Below are 17,290 nucleotides of genomic sequence, written 5' to 3' on the forward strand. Positions count from 1 at the left end.
ATCTTTCAGCAATTCGTTGGTGCTGTGACAACGCCGGTCGAGCGGCGAACCCGGCACCGCGAACACCGGCCTGCTGAACTCGCCGGCAAGCCTTGCCATGATAAGTGAGCCCAGGCGCATTGCCGCTTCGACAGCGACGACGCCGAGCGAAACGCCGGCGATCAGCCGGTTTCGGCGCGGAAAGTCGCGTGCGCGTGGTTCTCAGCCGAACGGCATTTCGCTGATGGCAAGTCCGTTGCCATTCCAGATTTCGTCAAGCAGACCGGCGTTCTCCGGCGGGCAGGCTGACAAACCTCCGGCCATGGCGGCCACAGTTCCGGTTTCGAGGCTTGCGTGATGCGTTGCCGTATCGATGCCGCGCGCAAGACCGGAGACAACCACATAGCCTGCCTGGGCCGCACTGGCGCGCAATCGTGGCGGCGAACTTCGCTCCACTGATGGAGGCGTTGCGGGAGCCGACAAATCCGACTGCCGGCTGCGAGGAAACAAAAAGATTGCCTTTGACGGCGAGCAATGGCGGAGCACCGTCGACTTGCTTCAACGCCTGCGGGTACTCCGGCTCGCCGATACCGACAAACCGGGCGCCAAAAGCGTCGGGCTGCCTCCAGCTCCTTATGCGTTCGTTCTCCGTCGCGCTATCCGGATCGCCCGCGTCGCCCCACCACGTGCAGAAAGCTCGGGGAGCGCGGCCAGGGTAGTCTCGGCGGATCCGAAATGATTGATAAGGTCACGAAGGTCGCGGGCCCGACATTGTCGGAGCGGATAAGACGCAGCCAGGCGATGCGTTGCCGCTTTCGTCAGCGCAATTCCCTTTGGCGGTGCGCTGCGAGCGTCCATCCTATCCCTTCGCCCCGATCTTGCTTTCCGTCCCGCTTATCAGGCGGGAGATGTTGGTCTTGTGCTTCCAGTAGGAGATGACGGTCATGATGGTCATGACAGCTGCAACCTTCTCGGCGCCAAGTATCCACAATGCAGCCGGAACGACAAGCATTGCAACCAGTGCGGAAAGCGACGAATAGCGCGTCGTGAAGGCGACTGCCAACCAGACCGCGGCAAAGGCCAGAACCATGATTGGGGCGACGCCGAGCAGCGTGCCGATATAGGTGGCAACACCCTTGCCGCCCTTAAAGCCGATCCAGACCGGGAAGAGGTGACCGATGAAGGCGAAGAAGCCGGCGATCAGCGCTGCTTCGTCGCCCAGGAAGTAACCGACGATCCAGGCCGCTGCGGATGCCTTCAGCGCATCGAGGAGAAGCGTTGCCGCGGCAAGCTTCTTATTGCCGGTTCTGAGCACGTTGGTCGCGCCGATATTGCCGGATCCAATGCTGCGCAGATCACCGAGACCGGCGGCCTTTGTCAGGATCAGGCCGAACGGGATGGAGCCGAGCAGGTAGCCGATGGCGGCAGCCGCCAATGCGATCGGCAGCGTGATCTGCCACGTCATGAGATCCGAGACCATGTTCCCCTCCGGTGGTCTTTTTATATCGTATACACGCACTGTCCGGCGACGTAGGTCGCAACAGCGCGTCCGCTGAAGCGCGCGTCTTCGAACGGCGTATTCTTCGAGCGGGAAAGAAGCATGTCCTTCGAAACAAGCCAAGGGTCATCGAGATCGATCAGCGTAATATCCGCCTTCGCGCCCGGCTTCAGCGTGCCGGCCTCGAGGCCGAAAATCCGCGCCGGTCGCGTCGACATCGCATCGATAAGGCGCATCAGGCTCACCTGACCGCTGTGATGCAGGCGGAGCGCCGCAGCGAGCATCGTTTCGAGGCCGACGGCGCCATCTGCAGCTTCGCCGAAGGGCAGACGCTTCGTGTCGACATCCTGCGGATCGTGCGAGGACACGATGATATCGATCGCACCGCGTGCCAGTGCATCCACCATCGCTACGCGATCGCCTTCGGAGCGCAGCGGCGGGTAGAGCTTGAAGAAGGTGCGGTACTCGCCGATATCGTTTTCGTTGAGCGACAGATTGTTGATCGAGATGCCGCAGGTCACGGTGGCGCCGCGAACCTTGGCAAGTTCGATCGCCTCGACCGATTCCGGGACGGAGATCATCGCCGCGTGGTAGTTGCCACGTGTCAGCTTGGCGATACGCAGATCGCGCTCGAGCGGAATGAGTTCGGCTTCCTTCGGGATGCCGCCGAGGCCGAGCCAGCTGGCAAACAGTCCCTCATGCATCACGCCGGTGGCGCCGAGATATTTGTCGCGCGTCTCGCAGGAGATTACGGCGCCGAATTCGCGCGCATAAGTCATGACCCGGCGCAGGACCTGTGTGTCGTGCACGCTCGAGCGACCATCGGTGAAGGCAACAGCGCCCGCTTCCATCAGCAGGCCGATCTCGGTCATTTCCTCGCCGGCAAGATGCTTGGTGATCGCCGCTGCCGGATAAACGTTGACCAGCGACTTGTCCTTCGCGGTCTTCTTGACGAACTCGACCAGCGCGATGTCGTCGATGACAGGATCGGTATCCGGCATCATGATGATCGAGGTGACGCCGCCGGCCGCTGCCGCACGGCTCGCCGAAGCGATCGTTTCGCGATGCTCAGCTCCGGGTTCGCCGATATGGACGCGCGCATCGACGAGGCCCGGCGCGGCGACGAGGCCGGTGCAATCGCGCACTTCGGCGCCAGCAGGCGTGCCCTGGTTCTGCGCATCCGCGCCGGCTGCGACGATCACGCCGTCCTTGACGATGATGGTGCCGACTTCGTCGAGATCGCGCGACGGATCGAGGATGCGAACGTTCTTGAGGACGATCGAGTTTCTCATGCACCGGCTCCTTCGGTGCGAGGACCCTGATTTTGCGACACAAGCAGCGTCTCCATCACAGCCATGCGCACAGCAACCCCCATTTCCACCTGTTCTGCGATCACGCTCTGCGGCCCGTCCGCGACCTCCGAGGAGATCTCGACGCCACGGTTCATCGGTCCGGGGTGCATGACCAGGGCGTCTTCCTTCGCCGCCCTCAGCGTCTCCGTGTCTAGCCCGTAGAAGTGATAGTATTCGCGCACCGACGGCACGAAGGCACCGGACATGCGTTCGCGCTGCAGGCGCAGCATCATCACCACATCGGCGCCCTTCAGACCTTCCTTCATGGAATGGAAGACCTCGACGCCCATATCGGTAATGCCAGCGGGAAGAAGCGTTGCCGGAGCAACGACGCGCACGCGTGCGCCCATTGCGTTCAGCAGTAGGATATTCGAACGCGCGACGCGCGAATGCAGAACGTCGCCGCAGATGGCGACGATGATGCGCGACAGCTTGCCCTTGGCGCGGCGGATCGTCAGCGCGTCTAGCAGCGCCTGCGTCGGATGCTCGTGCTGACCGTCACCGGCGTTGACCACCGAGCAGGAAACCTTCTGGGCAAGCAGGGCGGCGGCACCGGCGCTGGAATGGCGTATAACCAGCACATCGGGCCGCATTGCGTTCAGCGTCATCGCCGTATCGATCAGCGTCTCGCCCTTCTTCACCGAAGAATTGCCGACTGACATGTTCATCACGTCGGCGCCGAGGCGTTTTCCGGCGAGCTCGAAGGACGATTGAGTGCGCGTCGAGGCTTCGAAGAAAAGGTTGATCTGCGTGAGGCCGCGGAGCGTCGACGTCTTCTTCTCTCGCTGCCGGCTGATCTTGACGGCCTCGTCGGCCTTGTCGAGAAGAAAGGTGATATCCTGCTCTGTGAGCCCTTTGATACCGATGAGGTGGCGGTGGGGAAAGAAGACCATGAACCTGCCTCTTGCTGTCGTCTGCGGGGTCTATAAAGAGTGAGCCGGGCGGCGGCAAGCTTGCGCTGTGGGAAAGGCCTGTCTCCCCCTGCAATTTTGCCCGAATTCAACTATTGCAGAGATAGGGAAATTATAACTTCCGGTTTCCCTTTGCCTGCCTCTTGCACTAGAAGCGATTCATGACGCCCGCCGAAGAGAAACTTGCCGAACTCAACCAACCGAGCCTGTGGTCCGGTATCAATGCCTACAGGTCCGATCCGCTGATCGTTGACCTGACCGGCACGTTGCCGCGCGGGATCCGCGATGATCTCGACAATATGGGCCGCTATGTGACTTCGCCGGAGGCGCAGGAACTGGCGCGCATGGCAAATCAGGGCACGCCGCAGCTGCGCACGCATGGTCCGCGCGGCGAGCGGCTGGATGTCGTCGAGTTCCATCCCGCCTGGCATGCGCTGATGCGCCGTTCGATGTCATCGGGGCTTCACTCGTCGGTCTGGGATCCGCAGGCGGATACCGAGGCGAAAAACCAGGCACACAAGATCAGGGCGGCGCGCTTCTATCTGACGGCGCAGCTCGAATCTGGCCATCTTTGCCCGCTGACGATGACGAGCGCCTCGGTTGCTGCCCTTTCCGCGTCGCCGGCCGTGCAGAAGGACTGGGCGCCGAAGATCCTGTCACGCAAGTATGATTCCACGAACAAGCCGGCCATGCAGAAATCTGCCGTGACGATCGGCATGGGCATGACGGAGAAGCAAGGCGGCACCGACGTACGCGCAAACAAGACGGCGGCGGAAAAGGTCAGCGAAGGCATCTATCGCCTGTCCGGCCACAAATGGTTCATGTCGGCTCCGATGAGCGACGCCTTCGTGATGCTGGCGCAGACGAAGGATGGGATGGGCTGCTTCCTGGTTCCACGGCTGCTGGAAGATGGCTCTGCGAACGGCCTGCACTTCCAGCGCCTGAAGGACAAGGTCGGCAACCGTTCCAATGCCTCTTCCGAAGTCGAGTTCAACGATACCTTCGGCTTCCTGCTCGGCACGCCCGATGGCGGCATCCGAACCATCCTCGACATGGTGACGTTGACGCGTCTCGACTGCGCGCTGGCATCGTCAGGCATCATGCGCGCCTCGCTCGCCGAGGCTGTCCACCACACCCGCGGACGCAGCGTTTTCGGCAAGATGCTGGTCAACCAACCGATCATGACGCGCGTCTTGGCCGACATGGCGCTCGATGTGGCCGCCGCGACGGCGCTGTCCTTCCGACTTGCCGACGCATTCGACAGAGCACGCGCTAGCGCCGAAGAGGCGGCCTACGCCCGCGTCATGACGCCGGTTGCGAAATACTGGTGCTGCAAGATAGCGCCCGCATTGATCTACGAAGCGATGGAGTGCATCGGCGGCAGCGGCTACATCGAGGAGCGTCCGATCGCCCGTCATTATCGCGAAGCGCCGGTCAACGCGATCTGGGAAGGCTCCGGCAATGTGATGGCGCTCGACGTGCTGCGCATCCTGAACCGCGGCAAGGATCTCTTCGAAACGGTCTTTGCTGGGCTCGCGCGGGATCTCGGACCGGCCGGCAAGAAGACAATCGACGTTCTGCGGGCCGCCATGGCGCTGTGCGAGCGTGACGAGGGCGCAGCCCGGCTTCTGGTCGAGCAGTTGGCGCTTGCCGCCGGCGCAGCCGAACTTTATCGCCTCGGAGCAGGGCGGATCGCCGATGCCTTCATCGAGACCCGTCTCGCGAGCGGTTGGCGCTCCACCTACGGCATGCTCGATTCGCGCTTCGACGCCAGCTACATCGTCGATCTTCTCTATCCACCGGCAAACTGATGACAACGCTGCGTCCTGTCCGTGCCGAAGATCTGGAACAGATTTACGCAATCTCTCTCCTGACCGGCGATGCCGGCGGCGACGCGTCCCAATTGCATCACGACGGCAAGCTGATCGGCCACATCTACTCAGCGCCCTACATTGAGCTCAGCCCCGAAACGGCTTTTGTGGCAGAGGATTTTGAGGGTGTGGCAGGCTATATCGTCGGCGTCTTCGATACGGTTTTTTTCGAGGAACGGCTTGAACGCGATTGGTGGCCGGCGCTGCGAGAGACGTACGCCGATCCGCAGGGCGATCCGGCCAGCTGGGACGCGGATCAGAAGCACATCGCCGCGATCCATCGCCCGTCTCGTGTGCCCGCGACGCTCGTCGAAGCCTTTCCCGCCCATATCCACATGAACCTCCTGCCTCGCCTACAGGGGCAGGGGATGGGCACCAAGCTTTTCGACCGCTGGCTGACGAATGCACGACAGGCTGCTGTCGAGGCAGTCCACCTCGGCGCGAATGCGAACAATCATGGCGCCCTACGCTTCTGGGGCTCCCGCGGATTTAGTCGAATCGAGCCGCCATTGGTCGATCCTTCCGACCCGACCGCCTGGTTCGGGCAGCGACTGTAACAGCCTGTTGCAAAGCCATCCCCGCATGGTGACATCGTTGTAATTGTTCCGTCTTTGGCCGATTGTCCACAATCTTTCGAAGATGTCTCCGTTGCCGGTTCGCAGCGGTGTTGCTACTCACCGCAGAGTGACAACCGGACCGAATCCCTGATGCTCAATGATTCCATGGTGCTAGCGCCCGTTGCTGAGGCAATGCGTGTCGAACCCGAAAAGCGTATCCGCGACCGCGGGGCGACCGAAAAGGCGATCCTGAAGGCAGCCAAGTCGCTGCTGGCGGAGGAGGGGTTCCAGAATTTCGGGATCAACGCAGTTGCCCGCCGCGCAGGATGCGACAAGCAGTTGATCTACCGCTACTACGGCGGCCTGAACGGCTTGGTGGAAGCGATCGGCGCTGATCTCGGCACCTGGGTCAAGGATCGCATTCCCGAAGACACCGGCGGCATGTTCCTCCTGACCTACGGGGATTTGATGGAGCGCCTGTCACTCCTGTTCCTCGAGGCCTTGCGGGACGATCCGCTTGTTCGTCGTATCGTTGCCTGGGAAGTCTCCGAGAACACCGAGCAGGTGAGGCGGCTTTCCGAAGCGCGGTCGAAGGCCTTGGCAAACTGGCTCGACCGCATGCGTGGATCGCTGACGCCGCCGAAGGGCGTCGACGTCGTGGCCGTCAATGCGATTCTGATTGCAGCCATCCAACATCTCGTGCTGTCCGCATCCGCGGGCGGTCAGTGCGCTGGCCTGGCGTTGAAGACGCCGAAGGACTGGGAGAAGGCCGCGACCGCCCTGAAACGCATCGTTCGCGGCGTTTACGGCTGAAGCGCAAACAGCTTTCCACAGGCAGTCGGATGCCCGTTAACCTTAACAAATGGTTTACGTTGCGCGCTCCGGGTTAAGAAGTCAGGTTGCAGGGCAGTCCAAAATGCTTGGTGTCTGGAACCATGGGAACCAAAATCGCGAGAGCCGCGTTTCTTGTTGCCGCGATCATGTTTTTCGCTGTGCTTGCGCTGGATATTGCTGTGCCCGCGCTGGTTCTAGGTTCCATGGCATTGTCGATATGGCTGGTTTCGTTCGAGGGACCGTCCATTCGCAGAGAACGAGAGACGACCGCATGAAGTGGTTTCTGATCTTCTGGGCCGGTCCCATCGTCTTCCTGGCGGGATGGTATTGGCTTTCTTACTACGACATGAATTTCGGCATCTTCATGCTGAGCCGGCAGGTTCACGACCTCACGTTTGAGATCTACGGAAAGATCCTTGGCATTCCGCCGGAAACCATTCCGCCGCTGGTCGCCCGTGCGATCGTTGTCGACAGCCTTGTCGTGTTCGCCATCATCGCCTTCCGCCGGCGCAAGGCGATCGGTGCTTGGTGGCGTGCTCGTCAGGCGTCCAAGTCGTCCGATGCCGCTCTGGCGAGCAAGGACAGTCTGTCCAGCGCTCCCTGAAGAATGAAGCTTGCCGCAGCCGAGTCGATGCGCTCGGCACGCTTGCTGCGCGATACGTCCATCTCCAGCAGTGCCCGCTCGGCGGCGACCGTCGACAGCCGTTCGTCCCAATAGACGAAGGGCAAATCGGTCTTCTGCTCAATGTTGCGCACGAAGGCGCGCGTTGCCTGGACACGCGGCCCGGCCGATCCATCCATGTTCATCGGCAGGCCGATCACGAAGGCCGCAACCTTCTCCTTTGCAACAAACTTCAGAAGCGTTACCGCATCGATCGTGAATTTTTCGCGCTTGATGACGGGCCTCGGCGTGGCAAACCGTCGGCCAAGATCGGACATCGAAAGCCCGATCGTTTTCGTGCCGAGATCAAGCCCCGCAATCGCCTGTCCCGGCTGCAGCACAGTTGCCAGTTCCTCGATCGTCAGCACTGTCATCGTGGTTTCATCCCGTCAAAAGAAATTGAAGCGGTAACGCTTTTCTTTGCGACCGCATCGGATATGTCCATAACGAGCAAAGCAGGCTTTTGCATCCGATAATAGAAGGAGAAATTTCATGAAGATCACTTGGCTTGGTCATTCCGCATTCCGCATCGAGATCGGAAAGGCTAAAATCCTGCTGGATCCGTTCCTCACCCACAATCCGTCCTTTGCCGGGCAGGATGCAAAGGACGTCGCAAACGGCATCACACATATCCTGCTCACGCATGGTCACGGAGATCATGTCGGCGATACGGTTGCGCTTGCCAAGGCCTCAGGTGCGGTCGTTCTCGCCAACGCCGATCTCGCCGCTTGGCTGGGCTCGAAAGGCTTGTCGAGGATCGAGGCGGGCAATACCGGCGGCACGATTTCGTTCGACGGTTTTTCAGCGACCTTCACCAACGCGCTGCATTCCTCGGCGCAGATCACCGAAGACGGCGTCTCCCATGCGCTCGGCAATGCCAACGGTTTGATGCTGCACTTCGATGAGGAAGCCTCGATTCTCGCCATGGGCGATACCGACATCTTCTCCGACATGGCGCTGATCAACGAGTTGCACCAGCCTGAGATCGCTCTCGTGCCGGTCGGCGATCGCTTCACCATGGGCGGCGCCGTGGCGGCGCTTGCCTGCCAGCGCTACTTCAACTTCAAGACCGCCATGCCCTGCCACTATGGTACCTTCCCGATCATTGACCAGACGCCGGAGAAGTTCGTCTCCGGCATGGAAGGATCGAAGACGGCGGTGAATGCGCCGAGGCCGGGCGAGAGCCTTTCCTTCTAGTCGAGGTCTACTGAAATCGCGTCGATTTCAGAGAGGGAATTCTATGCACTCAAAAGAGCATGCCCGTTGCGCACAGCGGGCATGCTCTTTATAGCGGGTAGGAAAATCCTATCCGGAGAATACCATGTCCGTCGACTTTGCCACCGTTAAGCGCGTAGCGCGCCTTGCCCGTATTGCGGTCTCCGAAGAAGAGGCAAACCGCATGGTGGGCGAGTTGAATGGTATCCTCGGCTTCGTCGAGCAGCTCTCCGAGGTCGACGTCGAAGGCGTCGAGCCGATGACGTCGGTCACGCCGATGGAGATGAAGAAGCGCACGGATGATGTGACTGACGGCAACAAGGCGGCCGACATCGTTTCCAACGCGCCTGTCACCGATCAGAATTTCTTCCTGGTGCCCAAAGTCGTCGAATAAGGCGTCATGCCGCTTTCCGACTCCGTTGCCAATCCAGATTTGAAGCGAAACACCATGAGCGAACTCACCAGCCTGACCATTGCCGAAGCCCGTACGAAGCTGCGCGCCAAGGAGATCAAAGCGACTGAACTGACCGAGGCCTACATCTCGGCAATCGAAGCGGCCAACGACAAGCTCAATGCCTATATTAAGGTCACGCCCGAGAAGGCGTTGCAGATGGCGGAAGCCTCTGACGCACGTCTCGCCGGCGGCAAGGGTGGCGCGCTCGAAGGCATCCCGCTCGGCATCAAGGATCTGTTCGCCACCGAAGGCATTCATACGCAGGCCTGCAGCCACATCCTCGACGGTTTCAAGCCGCACTACGAGTCGACCGTCACCCAGAACCTGTGGGGCGACGGCGCCGTGATGCTCGGCAAGCTCAACATGGACGAGTTCGCGATGGGCTCTTCCAACGAAACCTCCTACTACGGCGCGGTCATCAACCCCTGGCGTTCGGCTGGCTCCAACCAGCAGCTGGTACCGGGAGGCTCCTCCGGCGGCTCCGCAGCGGCTGTTGCGGCCCACCTCTGCGCCGGTGCGACGGCAACCGATACGGGCGGCTCGATCCGCCAGCCGGCCGCCTTCACCGGTACGGTCGGCATCAAGCCGACGTATGGCCGCTGCTCGCGCTGGGGCACGGTGGCTTTCGCCTCGTCGCTTGACCAGGCTGGTCCCATTGCCCGCGACGTGCGCGACGCCGCAATCCTGCTGAGGTCGATGGCGTCAGTCGATTCCAAGGACACGACCTCCGTCGACCTGCCGGTTCCGGACTATGAAGCCGCGCTTGGCCAGTCGCTGAAGGGCATGAAGATCGGCATTCCAAACGAATATCGCGTCGACGGCATGCCGGAGGAGATCGAAACCTTGTGGCAGCAGGGCATTGCCTGGCTGAAGGACGCAGGCGCCGAGATCGTCAACATCTCGCTGCCGCACACCAAGTATGCGCTGCCGGCCTATTATATCGTTGCTCCCGCTGAAGCTTCGTCGAACCTCGCCCGCTATGACGGCGTCCGTTACGGCCTGCGCGTCGACGGCAAGGATATTGTCGACATGTATGAGAAGACGCGCGCCGCCGGTTTCGGCAAGGAAGTCAAGCGCCGCATCATGATCGGCACCTATGTTCTCTCGGCTGGTTACTACGACGCTTACTACATCAAGGCCCAGAAGGTTCGCACACTGATCAAGCGCGACTTCGAACTGGCCTTCAATGCCGGTGTCGATGCGATCCTGACGCCCGCGACACCGTCGTCTGCCTTCGGCGTCGCCGACGAAAACCTCGCCTCCGATCCGGTCAAGATGTACCTGAACGACATCTTCACGGTCACGGTCAACATGGCCGGGCTGCCGGGCATTGCCGTTCCGGCCGGACTTGACCACAAAGGCCTCCCACTCGGCCTGCAGCTGATCGGCAAGCCGTTCGACGAAGAGACATTGTTCAAGACTGCGCATGTGATCGAGCAGGCTGCGGGTAGGTTCACGCCCGCCAAGTGGTGGTAAGTGGACCCGCAATTAGGATGATGGCAGGGGCTGATCATCAAGTGGTCGGCGAGATTGGCTTGCCGCGTGGAAATCCAGCGGTGCAAGGGGAAGCCGGTTTCGACGATCCCGTCGTAATCGAGGCTGCTCAGAAGGCTTTCTTCGACTACCGGCAGCGACGAAATGTGACGTCGCGATTGCCGAACTTGGAAGCCCGGGTGGTCGGCTGGGGCGCCCGGGAAAACGAGCCCAATTCCATTTCTGACATCTGGATCGATCCCGCCTGCCAGGGCCGTGTCATCGGTTCGCCTGGTCCGCTATTTCGTTGAAGGCATTGCCGCTGATGGCTTCAAGGTTGCAAAAATCCGCTCCCGCGCTACCAATGGCGGCGCCATGCGGCTTTACGAGCGGGCCGGCTTCTCGATCGTCTGGCGCGGTGAGAGGTTCGATGCGGAACTCGCCATTCGGCTCGAAAAGGTGCATCTGGAGAAGCGTCTCGGCTAAAGGCGCAATTTCGGGAGGAGGCCTATGTCCAAACAGAATCTTGCGGACATGATCGGAGCATTGGATTGCCTCGCGGCGGCAGGTTTCGCCGTGGGTGCGGAGTGGCAGGCCGTGCATGAAATCTGCCAGGCACATGAGGGCGAGGCGCCTTTCGACTGGGGCCACGCCCTTTGCCATCGTATCGAAGGCGACGACTGGAATGCCGACTACTGGTACCGTCGAGCGGGAAAGCGCCGCGGGAGCGGCACGGTGGCCGAGGAATGGTCGGTGATGAAGGCCGAGCTTGCCGCACATCTTTGAACGATGCCGCGCGCCGAGGCGACGCGCGGCCGAATGTCGGAAAGCTACTTATTGTCCTGTTCCGCTCTCACCAGAATCAATCCCCGTTCGGTGATGCGATAGGGCTTGCCACCTGAGGATTTGATGGCCTTCTTCCGCTTCAGCTTGCGAAAGAGCTCGAGACCGAAGCCGGGATAGACCCAACCGTCGCGCGTGAAGCACTTTGCTGCCTCGATTTTTCTGTTGTCGTCGCGTTCGATTTCAATACGGCCACCCTGAGCCAATAGATGCAGGATGCGCTGCTCCGTGCGTGAAATATCCATGGAATGTTGATCCGGTCGTAGCGCCTTGAGGAGGCGCGCAAAAACGATCTGGCGTCCGATCGGACGTCAGGGCTTCGTTCTTTCGGGCCCGTGCGCGCAAGGAAAACCTGCGGGCAGGGGCCTCTACCGGGTCTGAGAGGACGAGTTCAACATGAGGCCGTCATATCCTCTGATCGCAGTCTCGTCAAGTTTTGCAACCCATGGGGGGATATTGTCCAGACCCTCGCGCTTGAAACGCAAGGCTTTGATAACGCGGTGATTCGGTGTTTTACTTCGGTGCAAACGCGGGGGTGCTGTTGATCCACATTCGCAATGCCCGCGAGGGCGACGCAAATCTTTTGAGCGAGATCGGAATAAGAGCCTGGCAGAATGCAATGGCGTCCATTGGGGAAGCGGACGCCATGGTGGATGCTGCCCGAAGCGCGTTCTTCAATTTCGTTGCCGGTAGCTGGATCACCGTCACCGTCATCGAATGGAACGGACATGCGGCAGGATGGGCCGCGCGCGAGACGCTCGACGAGAAAATTTCGGATTTCTGGATCGATCCTGCCTTCACCGGTCATGGTCTCGGAACAGCACTCTTGCAGGATATCGAGAAAGACATAGCAGCGCAGGGTTTCGATACGGCCATGATGCAGACGCACTCCGCGAACTCCGAAGCGATCAGCTTCTTCCAGAAGCGTGGATACGCAATTCATTGGCTGTCGATTGCCTACAATCCCAAGCTCGATCGTGATGTGCCGTCAGTCGGTTTGTCAAAGGCTTTGGAGTCCACGGACGACGGCACATACGGCCTTGTCTTAGTCTAGCAGCGGGCCATCCAGCGCGACGTAGCCGAGGGCGCCTGATAAAACAAGCGCGGCCACCATATGAAACATGACGATGGCCCTAAGGATCGATCGGAACGGTTCTTTCTGCGTCTTGTGACGTAGGAGCCTTTGCGCGCAAACCGCGCCCAAGCTGCCACCGACGAATGCGAGCGTCAGCAAGGTTTTCTCGCTGATCCGGCGCCGATGATCGCGAGCAGCCTGCTTGTCGAGGAAATAGATCGAGAACACGAAGGCATTCAGTGCCAGGAAGAGCCCGATGATCTTGAGAATAGCGGTTGCGGTCATCTGCGCCACGCTAGCGACATTGCGTTAACACGCCCCAAACTAGTTGGCTTGCTGCTACAGCACGGCCGAAAGCCTTGCACCGGCAAGCCATTTCCGTTACCTCACCAGTTGAAAAGAACAGCCTCAAAAAGAGCATCTCAATGACCATTGTCGACGTTCGCACGCCCGATCCGAAACGCTTCATTCCCGGCGCCACCGGCGATTGGGAAGTCATCATCGGCATGGAAGTCCATGCACAGGTGCTGTCGAATTCGAAGCTGTTCTCGGGCGCGGCGACGGAGTTCGGCAAGCCGCAGAATTCCAACGTCTCGCTTATCGATGCGGCCATGCCCGGCATGCTGCCCGTCATTAACGAGGAATGCGTCAAGCAAGCTGTCCGCACAGGTCTTGGCCTCAAGGCGCAGATCAACAAGCGCTCGCTCTTCGACCGCAAGAACTATTTCTATCCCGACCTGCCCCAGGGCTATCAGATTTCGCAGTTCAAGGATCCGATCGTCGGCGAGGGCAAGATCACCATCTCGCTCGGACCCGACCGGCAGGGCCAGTTCGAGGATATCGAGATCGGCATCGAGCGCCTGCATCTGGAGCAGGACGCCGGCAAGTCGCTGCACGACCAGCATGCCACCATGTCCTATGTCGATCTCAATCGCTCGGGCGTCGCGCTGATGGAGATTGTCTCCAAGCCTGATATGCGCTCGTCGGATGAAGCCAAGGCTTACATGACGAAGCTGCGTTCGATCGTTCGCTATCTCGGCACCTGCGACGGCAACATGGACGAGGGCTCCATGCGCGCCGACGTCAACGTCTCCGTCCGTCGCCCGGGCGAAGGCTTCGGCACCCGTTGCGAGATCAAGAACGTCAACTCCATCCGCTTCATCGGCCAGGCGATCGAATACGAAGCCCGCCGCCAGATCGCTATTCTGGAGGACGGCGGTACGATCGATCAGGAAACCCGTCTCTTCGACCCGAATAAGGGCGAGACGCGCTCGATGCGCTCCAAGGAAGATGCACACGACTACCGCTACTTCCCGGATCCGGATCTGCTGCCGCTCGAATTCGACGACGCCTTCGTCACGGCGCTCGAAGGTGATCTGCCGGAACTGCCCGACGACAAGAAGGAGCGCTTTGTGCGCGAACTCGGTCTCTCGATCTATGACGCTTCCGTCCTTGTCTCGGAAAAGGCGATCGCCGACTATTTCGAAGCCGTGGCAGAAGGCCGCGACGGCAAGGCAGCCGCCAACTGGGTCATCAACGACCTGCTCGGCGCCTTGAACCGCACAGGCAGAAGCATCGAGGAGACCTCCGTTTCGCCGGCTCAACTTGGTGCGATCATTGACCTCATCAAGGCGGAGACTATTTCCGGAAAGATCGCGAAGGACCTGTTCGAAATCGTGCTGAACGAGGGCGGCGATCCCGCCGAGATCGTCGAAACCCGGGGCATGAAGCAGGTGACCGACACCGGCGCGATCGAACGGGCTGTCGACGAGATTATCGCCGCCAACCCGGATCAGGTTGCAAAGGTCCAGGCCAAGCCGACACTTGCCGGCTGGTTCGTCGGTCAGGTCATGAAGGCGACCGGCGGCAAGGCCAATCCGCAGGCCGTCCAGGCTCTCGTGAAGGCGAAGCTCGGCATTGAGGAGTAAGGCCGTGTATTTCGTGCGCACCGCCAGCGAGGGTGATTTAAGCAAGATGCGCACCTTGCTGGATGAGGGCTTTCGCGCGACCTATGCTGGCCTCTATGGCGAAACGAAGGTCAACGCGCTCATTGCGCATCTGTTTTCGCCAGCGGCGCTGCAGGCGCGGCTGGCGAAAAAGAATGCCGAGTTCCTCGTTGCCGATAACGGCAAGGATATCGGCGGCATCGGTTATGCCGCCATGTCGGATGAGATGACGAAGACCGTCATGCTGCATCTGCTCTATGTCCGCCCGCCGCTGCATCGCCAGGGTATCGGGCGGGAGATCTTTGCCGAGTTGGAAACCTGCTTTCCCGATGCCGAAATCATGCGCCTCGAGGTCGAGCCGCGGAACAAGACGGCGATCGCCTTTTACCATGCCCACGGCTTCGAAGATGTCGGCCGCAATGAAAACGATGGGCCTGGGCAATCCGGAATACCGACGCTGATCCTCGAAAAGCCTCTCGAACAGCGCTAGCCCCAGTATGAGCATGAGCCAAACCATCATTCGCGAGGCGCGCAGCGCCGACGTGGCGGCACTCGTCGCCATCTTTGCTGCCGATGAACTCGGCGGTCACGGGGACACGACTGCGCCCGAGGTCTTCGGTGATTATCTCAGGGCTTTCGAGCGGCTCGCCACATCACGCGACCAGACACTCTACGTGGCGGAGCGCGACGGGAAGGTCGTCGGCACCTTCCAGACGATGATCGTGACGTCGCTGGTCGGTCGCGGCTCGTCATCGATGATCATCGAGGCGGTGCAGACGCGCGGTGACATGCGTGGACAGGGCATCGGTGCCCAGATGATCGAGTTTGCCATAGCGGAGGCAAAGCGTCGCGACCTGCGCCTCGTGCAACTGGCATCGAACGCGAGCCGCACGGATGCGCACCGTTTCTACAAGCGGCTTGGCTTCAAACAGTCGCACCTCGGCTTCAAGATGGCGCTGAAATGAGCCGGTGTGGCGCCGGAATCACTGGACAATGCGTATCGCTGGCGGCATAAGCGAGGGATCAAATTCTGGTCCCGCTCGCCGCTCGGCTAGCTCAAGGAAAAGACATGAAGAATCTCGTCGTGCAAATCTTCACCTGGTGGAACGGTCAGACGATCGGTACGCGCTTTGCGACCTGGCGTTTCGGCAAGCGCGTCGGTGAAGACGAATTGGGCAACGTCTACTACGAAGGCGGCATGTCGTCCTACGGCCTGCCGAAGCGTTGGGTTATCTACAAGGGGTATGCCGAAGCCTCCGCGATTCCGCCGGGCTGGCACGGCTGGATGCATCACCGCACGAACGTTCCCCCGAGCCAGGAAAACTATGTCGCCAAGGAATGGCAGAAGCCACATCGCGCAAACCAGACCGGTTCGCCGCAGGCTTATCGCCCGCCGGGCTCACTGGTCGTTCCTGGCGAACGTCCGCGGGTTACGGGCGACTACGACGCGTGGACACCTGGCAACTGAGCAGGGCAGCCGGCCCCGCTTTTGGCCACAATTGACCATTACCCGCAGAATGGCCGCAGCGATTGCGGCCTTCGATTTTAAGATGCTGTGGAGACGGGTAGATATGAAGCTTTTCACGCGGAAAAATCTCCTGCGTGCCGTCGGTGTCTCCCTGGCGCTTGGCTCGTCCTTTCTGCCGCAGGCTGCCGCCGCTGCCCGCATCGAGAACTCCGTCGCCGTATTCTCCGGCCTCGACAAGATCACCGGCCGCATCACGACCTTCGATGTCTATGTCAATGAGACCGTGCAGTTCGGCGCGCTGCAGGTCACGCCGAAGGCCTGCTATTCCCGCGATCAGACCGAAGCGCAGAAGATCGATGGCTTCGTGGAAGTGGACGAGATCACGCTCGACCGCAAGATTCGCCGTATCTTCACTGGCTGGATGTTTGCTGACAGCCCCGGCCTCAATGCCGTTGAGCACCCGATCTACGACGTCTGGCTGAAGGATTGCAAGCAGAACTCGAACGTTCCCGCTCCGGATAAAGCGGCCAAGTAATTCTCAGAATTCAAGATGTGGTGAAGCCATCGCCGCCGCTAGCATGTGGGTATACTCGTCCTTCGGAACATCTATGGCTCCGAAAGTCTTTAGGTGTTCGGTCGTAAACTGTGTGTCGAGCAGGGTAAAACCCTTGGCTCGCAGCCGTTCCACGAGATGAACGAGACAGATCTTCGAAGCGTCTGTCCGGCGTGAGAACATGCTTTCGCCGAAGAACGCCGAGCCCAGCGACACTCCGTATAATCCGCCGACAAGTTCGTCGCCGTCCCACGCCTCGACCGAGTGCGCATGGCCGATGCGATGCAGCGTCGAATAAAGCGTCCTGATCGTCTGATTGATCCAGGTGCTCGGCCTGTCCCCGGTCTCTGCTGCACAGGCTGCGATTACCGCATCGAAATCGTGGTTGAAGCGGATGTCGAACGGCTTGCGTCGGATCGCCTTGGCGAGGCTTTTCGAAACGTGGAATTCGTCGAGCGGCAGGACGCCGCGAAGATCGGGCTCGACCCAGAATATTTCCGGGTCGTCGGCCGACTCGGCCATAGGAAAGAGGCCGATAGAATAGGCGCGCAGGAGGATTTCCGGTGTAATGCCTGGAGACTTCCTGCGCGATCCTGCCAT

At 60.5% G+C, this 17,290-nt stretch carries 23 protein-coding genes and 2 pseudogenes; 15 read left to right on the forward strand and 10 right to left on the reverse strand.

Annotated features, from left to right (window positions below):
- Nucleotides 1-42: 42 nt before the first annotated feature.
- The 6 genes and pseudogenes from WGT02_RS09860 to WGT02_RS09885 form a co-directional block, all read right to left on the reverse strand.
- Nucleotides 43-354: pseudogene (locus WGT02_RS09860) on the reverse strand (DNA-processing protein DprA); the annotation flags it as partial.
- Nucleotides 254-541, reverse strand: a complete 288-nt coding sequence (locus tag WGT02_RS09865) for a hypothetical protein (protein WP_375679384.1) — start codon at nt 539-541, stop codon at nt 254-256. The gene WGT02_RS09865 and the pseudogene WGT02_RS09860, both read right to left, overlap by 101 nt.
- A gap of 71 nt (nt 542-612) precedes the next feature.
- A pseudogene (locus tag WGT02_RS09870) lies at nt 613-731 on the reverse strand (hypothetical protein).
- Nucleotides 732-838: 107 nt separating this feature from the next.
- Nucleotides 839-1,459 (reverse strand): glycerol-3-phosphate 1-O-acyltransferase PlsY, encoded by a 621-nt coding sequence (plsY, locus tag WGT02_RS09875; RefSeq protein ID WP_208248134.1) that lies wholly within the window; start codon nt 1,457-1,459, stop codon nt 839-841.
- A 20-nt stretch (nt 1,460-1,479) separates the two neighbouring features.
- Entirely contained in the window at nt 1,480-2,769 is a 1,290-nt protein-coding gene (locus WGT02_RS09880; RefSeq protein ID WP_024314690.1) for a dihydroorotase, read from the reverse strand.
- The gene (locus WGT02_RS09885) at nt 2,766-3,722 is read right to left on the reverse strand and encodes an aspartate carbamoyltransferase catalytic subunit (protein WP_024314689.1); all 957 of its coding nucleotides are present in this window, start codon (nt 3,720-3,722) and stop codon (nt 2,766-2,768) included. The genes WGT02_RS09880 and WGT02_RS09885 overlap by 4 nt, the downstream gene beginning before the upstream one ends.
- Nucleotides 3,723-3,901: 179 nt before the next feature.
- Between WGT02_RS09885 and WGT02_RS09890 the strand changes: the two genes are divergently transcribed.
- From WGT02_RS09890 to WGT02_RS09905, 4 genes are all read left to right on the forward strand, one after another.
- Nucleotides 3,902-5,551: an acyl-CoA dehydrogenase family protein gene (locus WGT02_RS09890; RefSeq protein WP_208248131.1), complete on the forward strand. Its 1,650-nt coding sequence runs from the start codon at nt 3,902-3,904 to the stop codon at nt 5,549-5,551.
- Nucleotides 5,551-6,168 carry an N-acetyltransferase gene (locus WGT02_RS09895; RefSeq protein ID WP_024314687.1) on the forward strand — a complete coding sequence of 206 codons (618 nt, stop codon included), beginning with the start codon at nt 5,551-5,553 and terminating at the stop codon, nt 6,166-6,168. The genes WGT02_RS09890 and WGT02_RS09895 overlap by 1 nt, the downstream gene beginning before the upstream one ends.
- 150 nt (nt 6,169-6,318) lie before the next feature.
- Nucleotides 6,319-6,981, forward strand: coding sequence for a TetR/AcrR family transcriptional regulator (locus WGT02_RS09900; protein WP_208248129.1), 663 nt, complete (start codon nt 6,319-6,321; stop codon nt 6,979-6,981).
- Between the two features lie 292 nt (nt 6,982-7,273).
- Nucleotides 7,274-7,606 carry a DUF6105 family protein gene (locus WGT02_RS09905; protein WP_024314684.1) on the forward strand — a complete coding sequence of 111 codons (333 nt, stop codon included), beginning with the start codon at nt 7,274-7,276 and terminating at the stop codon, nt 7,604-7,606.
- Here the strand turns inward: WGT02_RS09905 and ruvX are convergent.
- Nucleotides 7,543-8,037, reverse strand: a complete 495-nt coding sequence (gene ruvX, locus WGT02_RS09910; RefSeq protein WP_208248127.1) for a Holliday junction resolvase RuvX — start codon at nt 8,035-8,037, stop codon at nt 7,543-7,545. The genes WGT02_RS09905 and ruvX overlap by 64 nt on opposite strands.
- A 118-nt stretch (nt 8,038-8,155) precedes the next feature.
- On the opposite strand from ruvX, the gene WGT02_RS09915 reads away from it, so the two are divergent.
- The 5 genes from WGT02_RS09915 to WGT02_RS09935 all read left to right on the forward strand — a co-directional run bounded on the left by WGT02_RS09915 (nt 8,156) and on the right by WGT02_RS09935 (nt 11,591).
- Nucleotides 8,156-8,860 carry a metal-dependent hydrolase gene (locus tag WGT02_RS09915; protein ID WP_024314682.1) on the forward strand — a complete coding sequence of 235 codons (705 nt, stop codon included), beginning with the start codon at nt 8,156-8,158 and terminating at the stop codon, nt 8,858-8,860.
- A gap of 124 nt (nt 8,861-8,984) precedes the next feature.
- On the forward strand, nt 8,985-9,272 hold the full coding sequence (gene gatC / locus WGT02_RS09920; RefSeq protein ID WP_024314681.1) for an Asp-tRNA(Asn)/Glu-tRNA(Gln) amidotransferase subunit GatC: 288 nt from the start codon (nt 8,985-8,987) through the stop codon (nt 9,270-9,272).
- Between the two features lie 54 nt (nt 9,273-9,326).
- Nucleotides 9,327-10,808 carry an Asp-tRNA(Asn)/Glu-tRNA(Gln) amidotransferase subunit GatA gene (gene gatA / locus WGT02_RS09925; RefSeq protein WP_024314680.1) on the forward strand — a complete coding sequence of 494 codons (1,482 nt, stop codon included), beginning with the start codon at nt 9,327-9,329 and terminating at the stop codon, nt 10,806-10,808.
- Nucleotides 10,809-11,081: 273 nt separating this feature from the next.
- Nucleotides 11,082-11,291, forward strand: coding sequence for a hypothetical protein (locus WGT02_RS09930; RefSeq protein WP_225039626.1), 210 nt, complete (start codon nt 11,082-11,084; stop codon nt 11,289-11,291).
- 24 nt (nt 11,292-11,315) lie between these two features.
- Nucleotides 11,316-11,591, forward strand: coding sequence for a hypothetical protein (locus WGT02_RS09935; protein WP_024314679.1), 276 nt, complete (start codon nt 11,316-11,318; stop codon nt 11,589-11,591).
- Nucleotides 11,592-11,635: 44 nt separating this feature from the next.
- On the opposite strand, the gene WGT02_RS09940 is transcribed toward WGT02_RS09935, so the two are convergent.
- A complete protein-coding gene (locus WGT02_RS09940; protein ID WP_024314678.1) occupies nt 11,636-11,893 on the reverse strand; it encodes a YjhX family toxin in 258 nt (85 codons plus the stop codon).
- A 296-nt stretch (nt 11,894-12,189) separates the two neighbouring features.
- Between WGT02_RS09940 and WGT02_RS09945 the strand changes: the two genes are divergently transcribed.
- The gene (locus tag WGT02_RS09945) at nt 12,190-12,702 is read left to right on the forward strand and encodes a GNAT family N-acetyltransferase (protein WP_024314677.1); all 513 of its coding nucleotides are present in this window, start codon (nt 12,190-12,192) and stop codon (nt 12,700-12,702) included.
- Here the strand turns inward: WGT02_RS09945 and WGT02_RS09950 are convergent.
- Nucleotides 12,694-13,008 (reverse strand): DUF1294 domain-containing protein, encoded by a 315-nt coding sequence (locus WGT02_RS09950; protein ID WP_024314676.1) that lies wholly within the window; start codon nt 13,006-13,008, stop codon nt 12,694-12,696. The genes WGT02_RS09945 and WGT02_RS09950 overlap by 9 nt on opposite strands.
- 140 nt (nt 13,009-13,148) lie before the next feature.
- Between WGT02_RS09950 and gatB the strand changes: the two genes are divergently transcribed.
- The 5 genes from gatB to WGT02_RS09975 all read left to right on the forward strand — a co-directional run bounded on the left by gatB (nt 13,149) and on the right by WGT02_RS09975 (nt 16,672).
- On the forward strand, nt 13,149-14,651 hold the full coding sequence (gene gatB, locus WGT02_RS09955; RefSeq protein WP_208248125.1) for an Asp-tRNA(Asn)/Glu-tRNA(Gln) amidotransferase subunit GatB: 1,503 nt from the start codon (nt 13,149-13,151) through the stop codon (nt 14,649-14,651).
- Nucleotides 14,652-14,655: 4 nt separating this feature from the next.
- On the forward strand, nt 14,656-15,159 hold the full coding sequence (locus tag WGT02_RS09960) for a GNAT family N-acetyltransferase (RefSeq protein ID WP_024314674.1): 504 nt from the start codon (nt 14,656-14,658) through the stop codon (nt 15,157-15,159).
- A gap of 13 nt (nt 15,160-15,172) precedes the next feature.
- On the forward strand, nt 15,173-15,634 hold the full coding sequence (locus tag WGT02_RS09965) for a GNAT family N-acetyltransferase (RefSeq protein ID WP_208248123.1): 462 nt from the start codon (nt 15,173-15,175) through the stop codon (nt 15,632-15,634).
- Between the two features lie 104 nt (nt 15,635-15,738).
- Nucleotides 15,739-16,137 carry an NADH:ubiquinone oxidoreductase subunit NDUFA12 gene (locus tag WGT02_RS09970; RefSeq protein ID WP_208248121.1) on the forward strand — a complete coding sequence of 133 codons (399 nt, stop codon included), beginning with the start codon at nt 15,739-15,741 and terminating at the stop codon, nt 16,135-16,137.
- Nucleotides 16,138-16,240: 103 nt separating this feature from the next.
- Nucleotides 16,241-16,672, forward strand: a complete 432-nt coding sequence (locus tag WGT02_RS09975; protein WP_024317833.1) for a DUF2155 domain-containing protein — start codon at nt 16,241-16,243, stop codon at nt 16,670-16,672.
- A 3-nt stretch (nt 16,673-16,675) separates the two neighbouring features.
- Here the strand turns inward: WGT02_RS09975 and aat are convergent, their stop codons facing one another.
- The gene (aat, locus tag WGT02_RS09980) at nt 16,676-17,290 is read right to left on the reverse strand and encodes a leucyl/phenylalanyl-tRNA--protein transferase (RefSeq protein ID WP_024317834.1); all 615 of its coding nucleotides are present in this window, start codon (nt 17,288-17,290) and stop codon (nt 16,676-16,678) included.

Source organism: Rhizobium sp. T1470 (assembly GCF_042140505.1).
GTDB classification, from domain to species: domain Bacteria; phylum Pseudomonadota; class Alphaproteobacteria; order Rhizobiales; family Rhizobiaceae; genus Rhizobium; species Rhizobium favelukesii.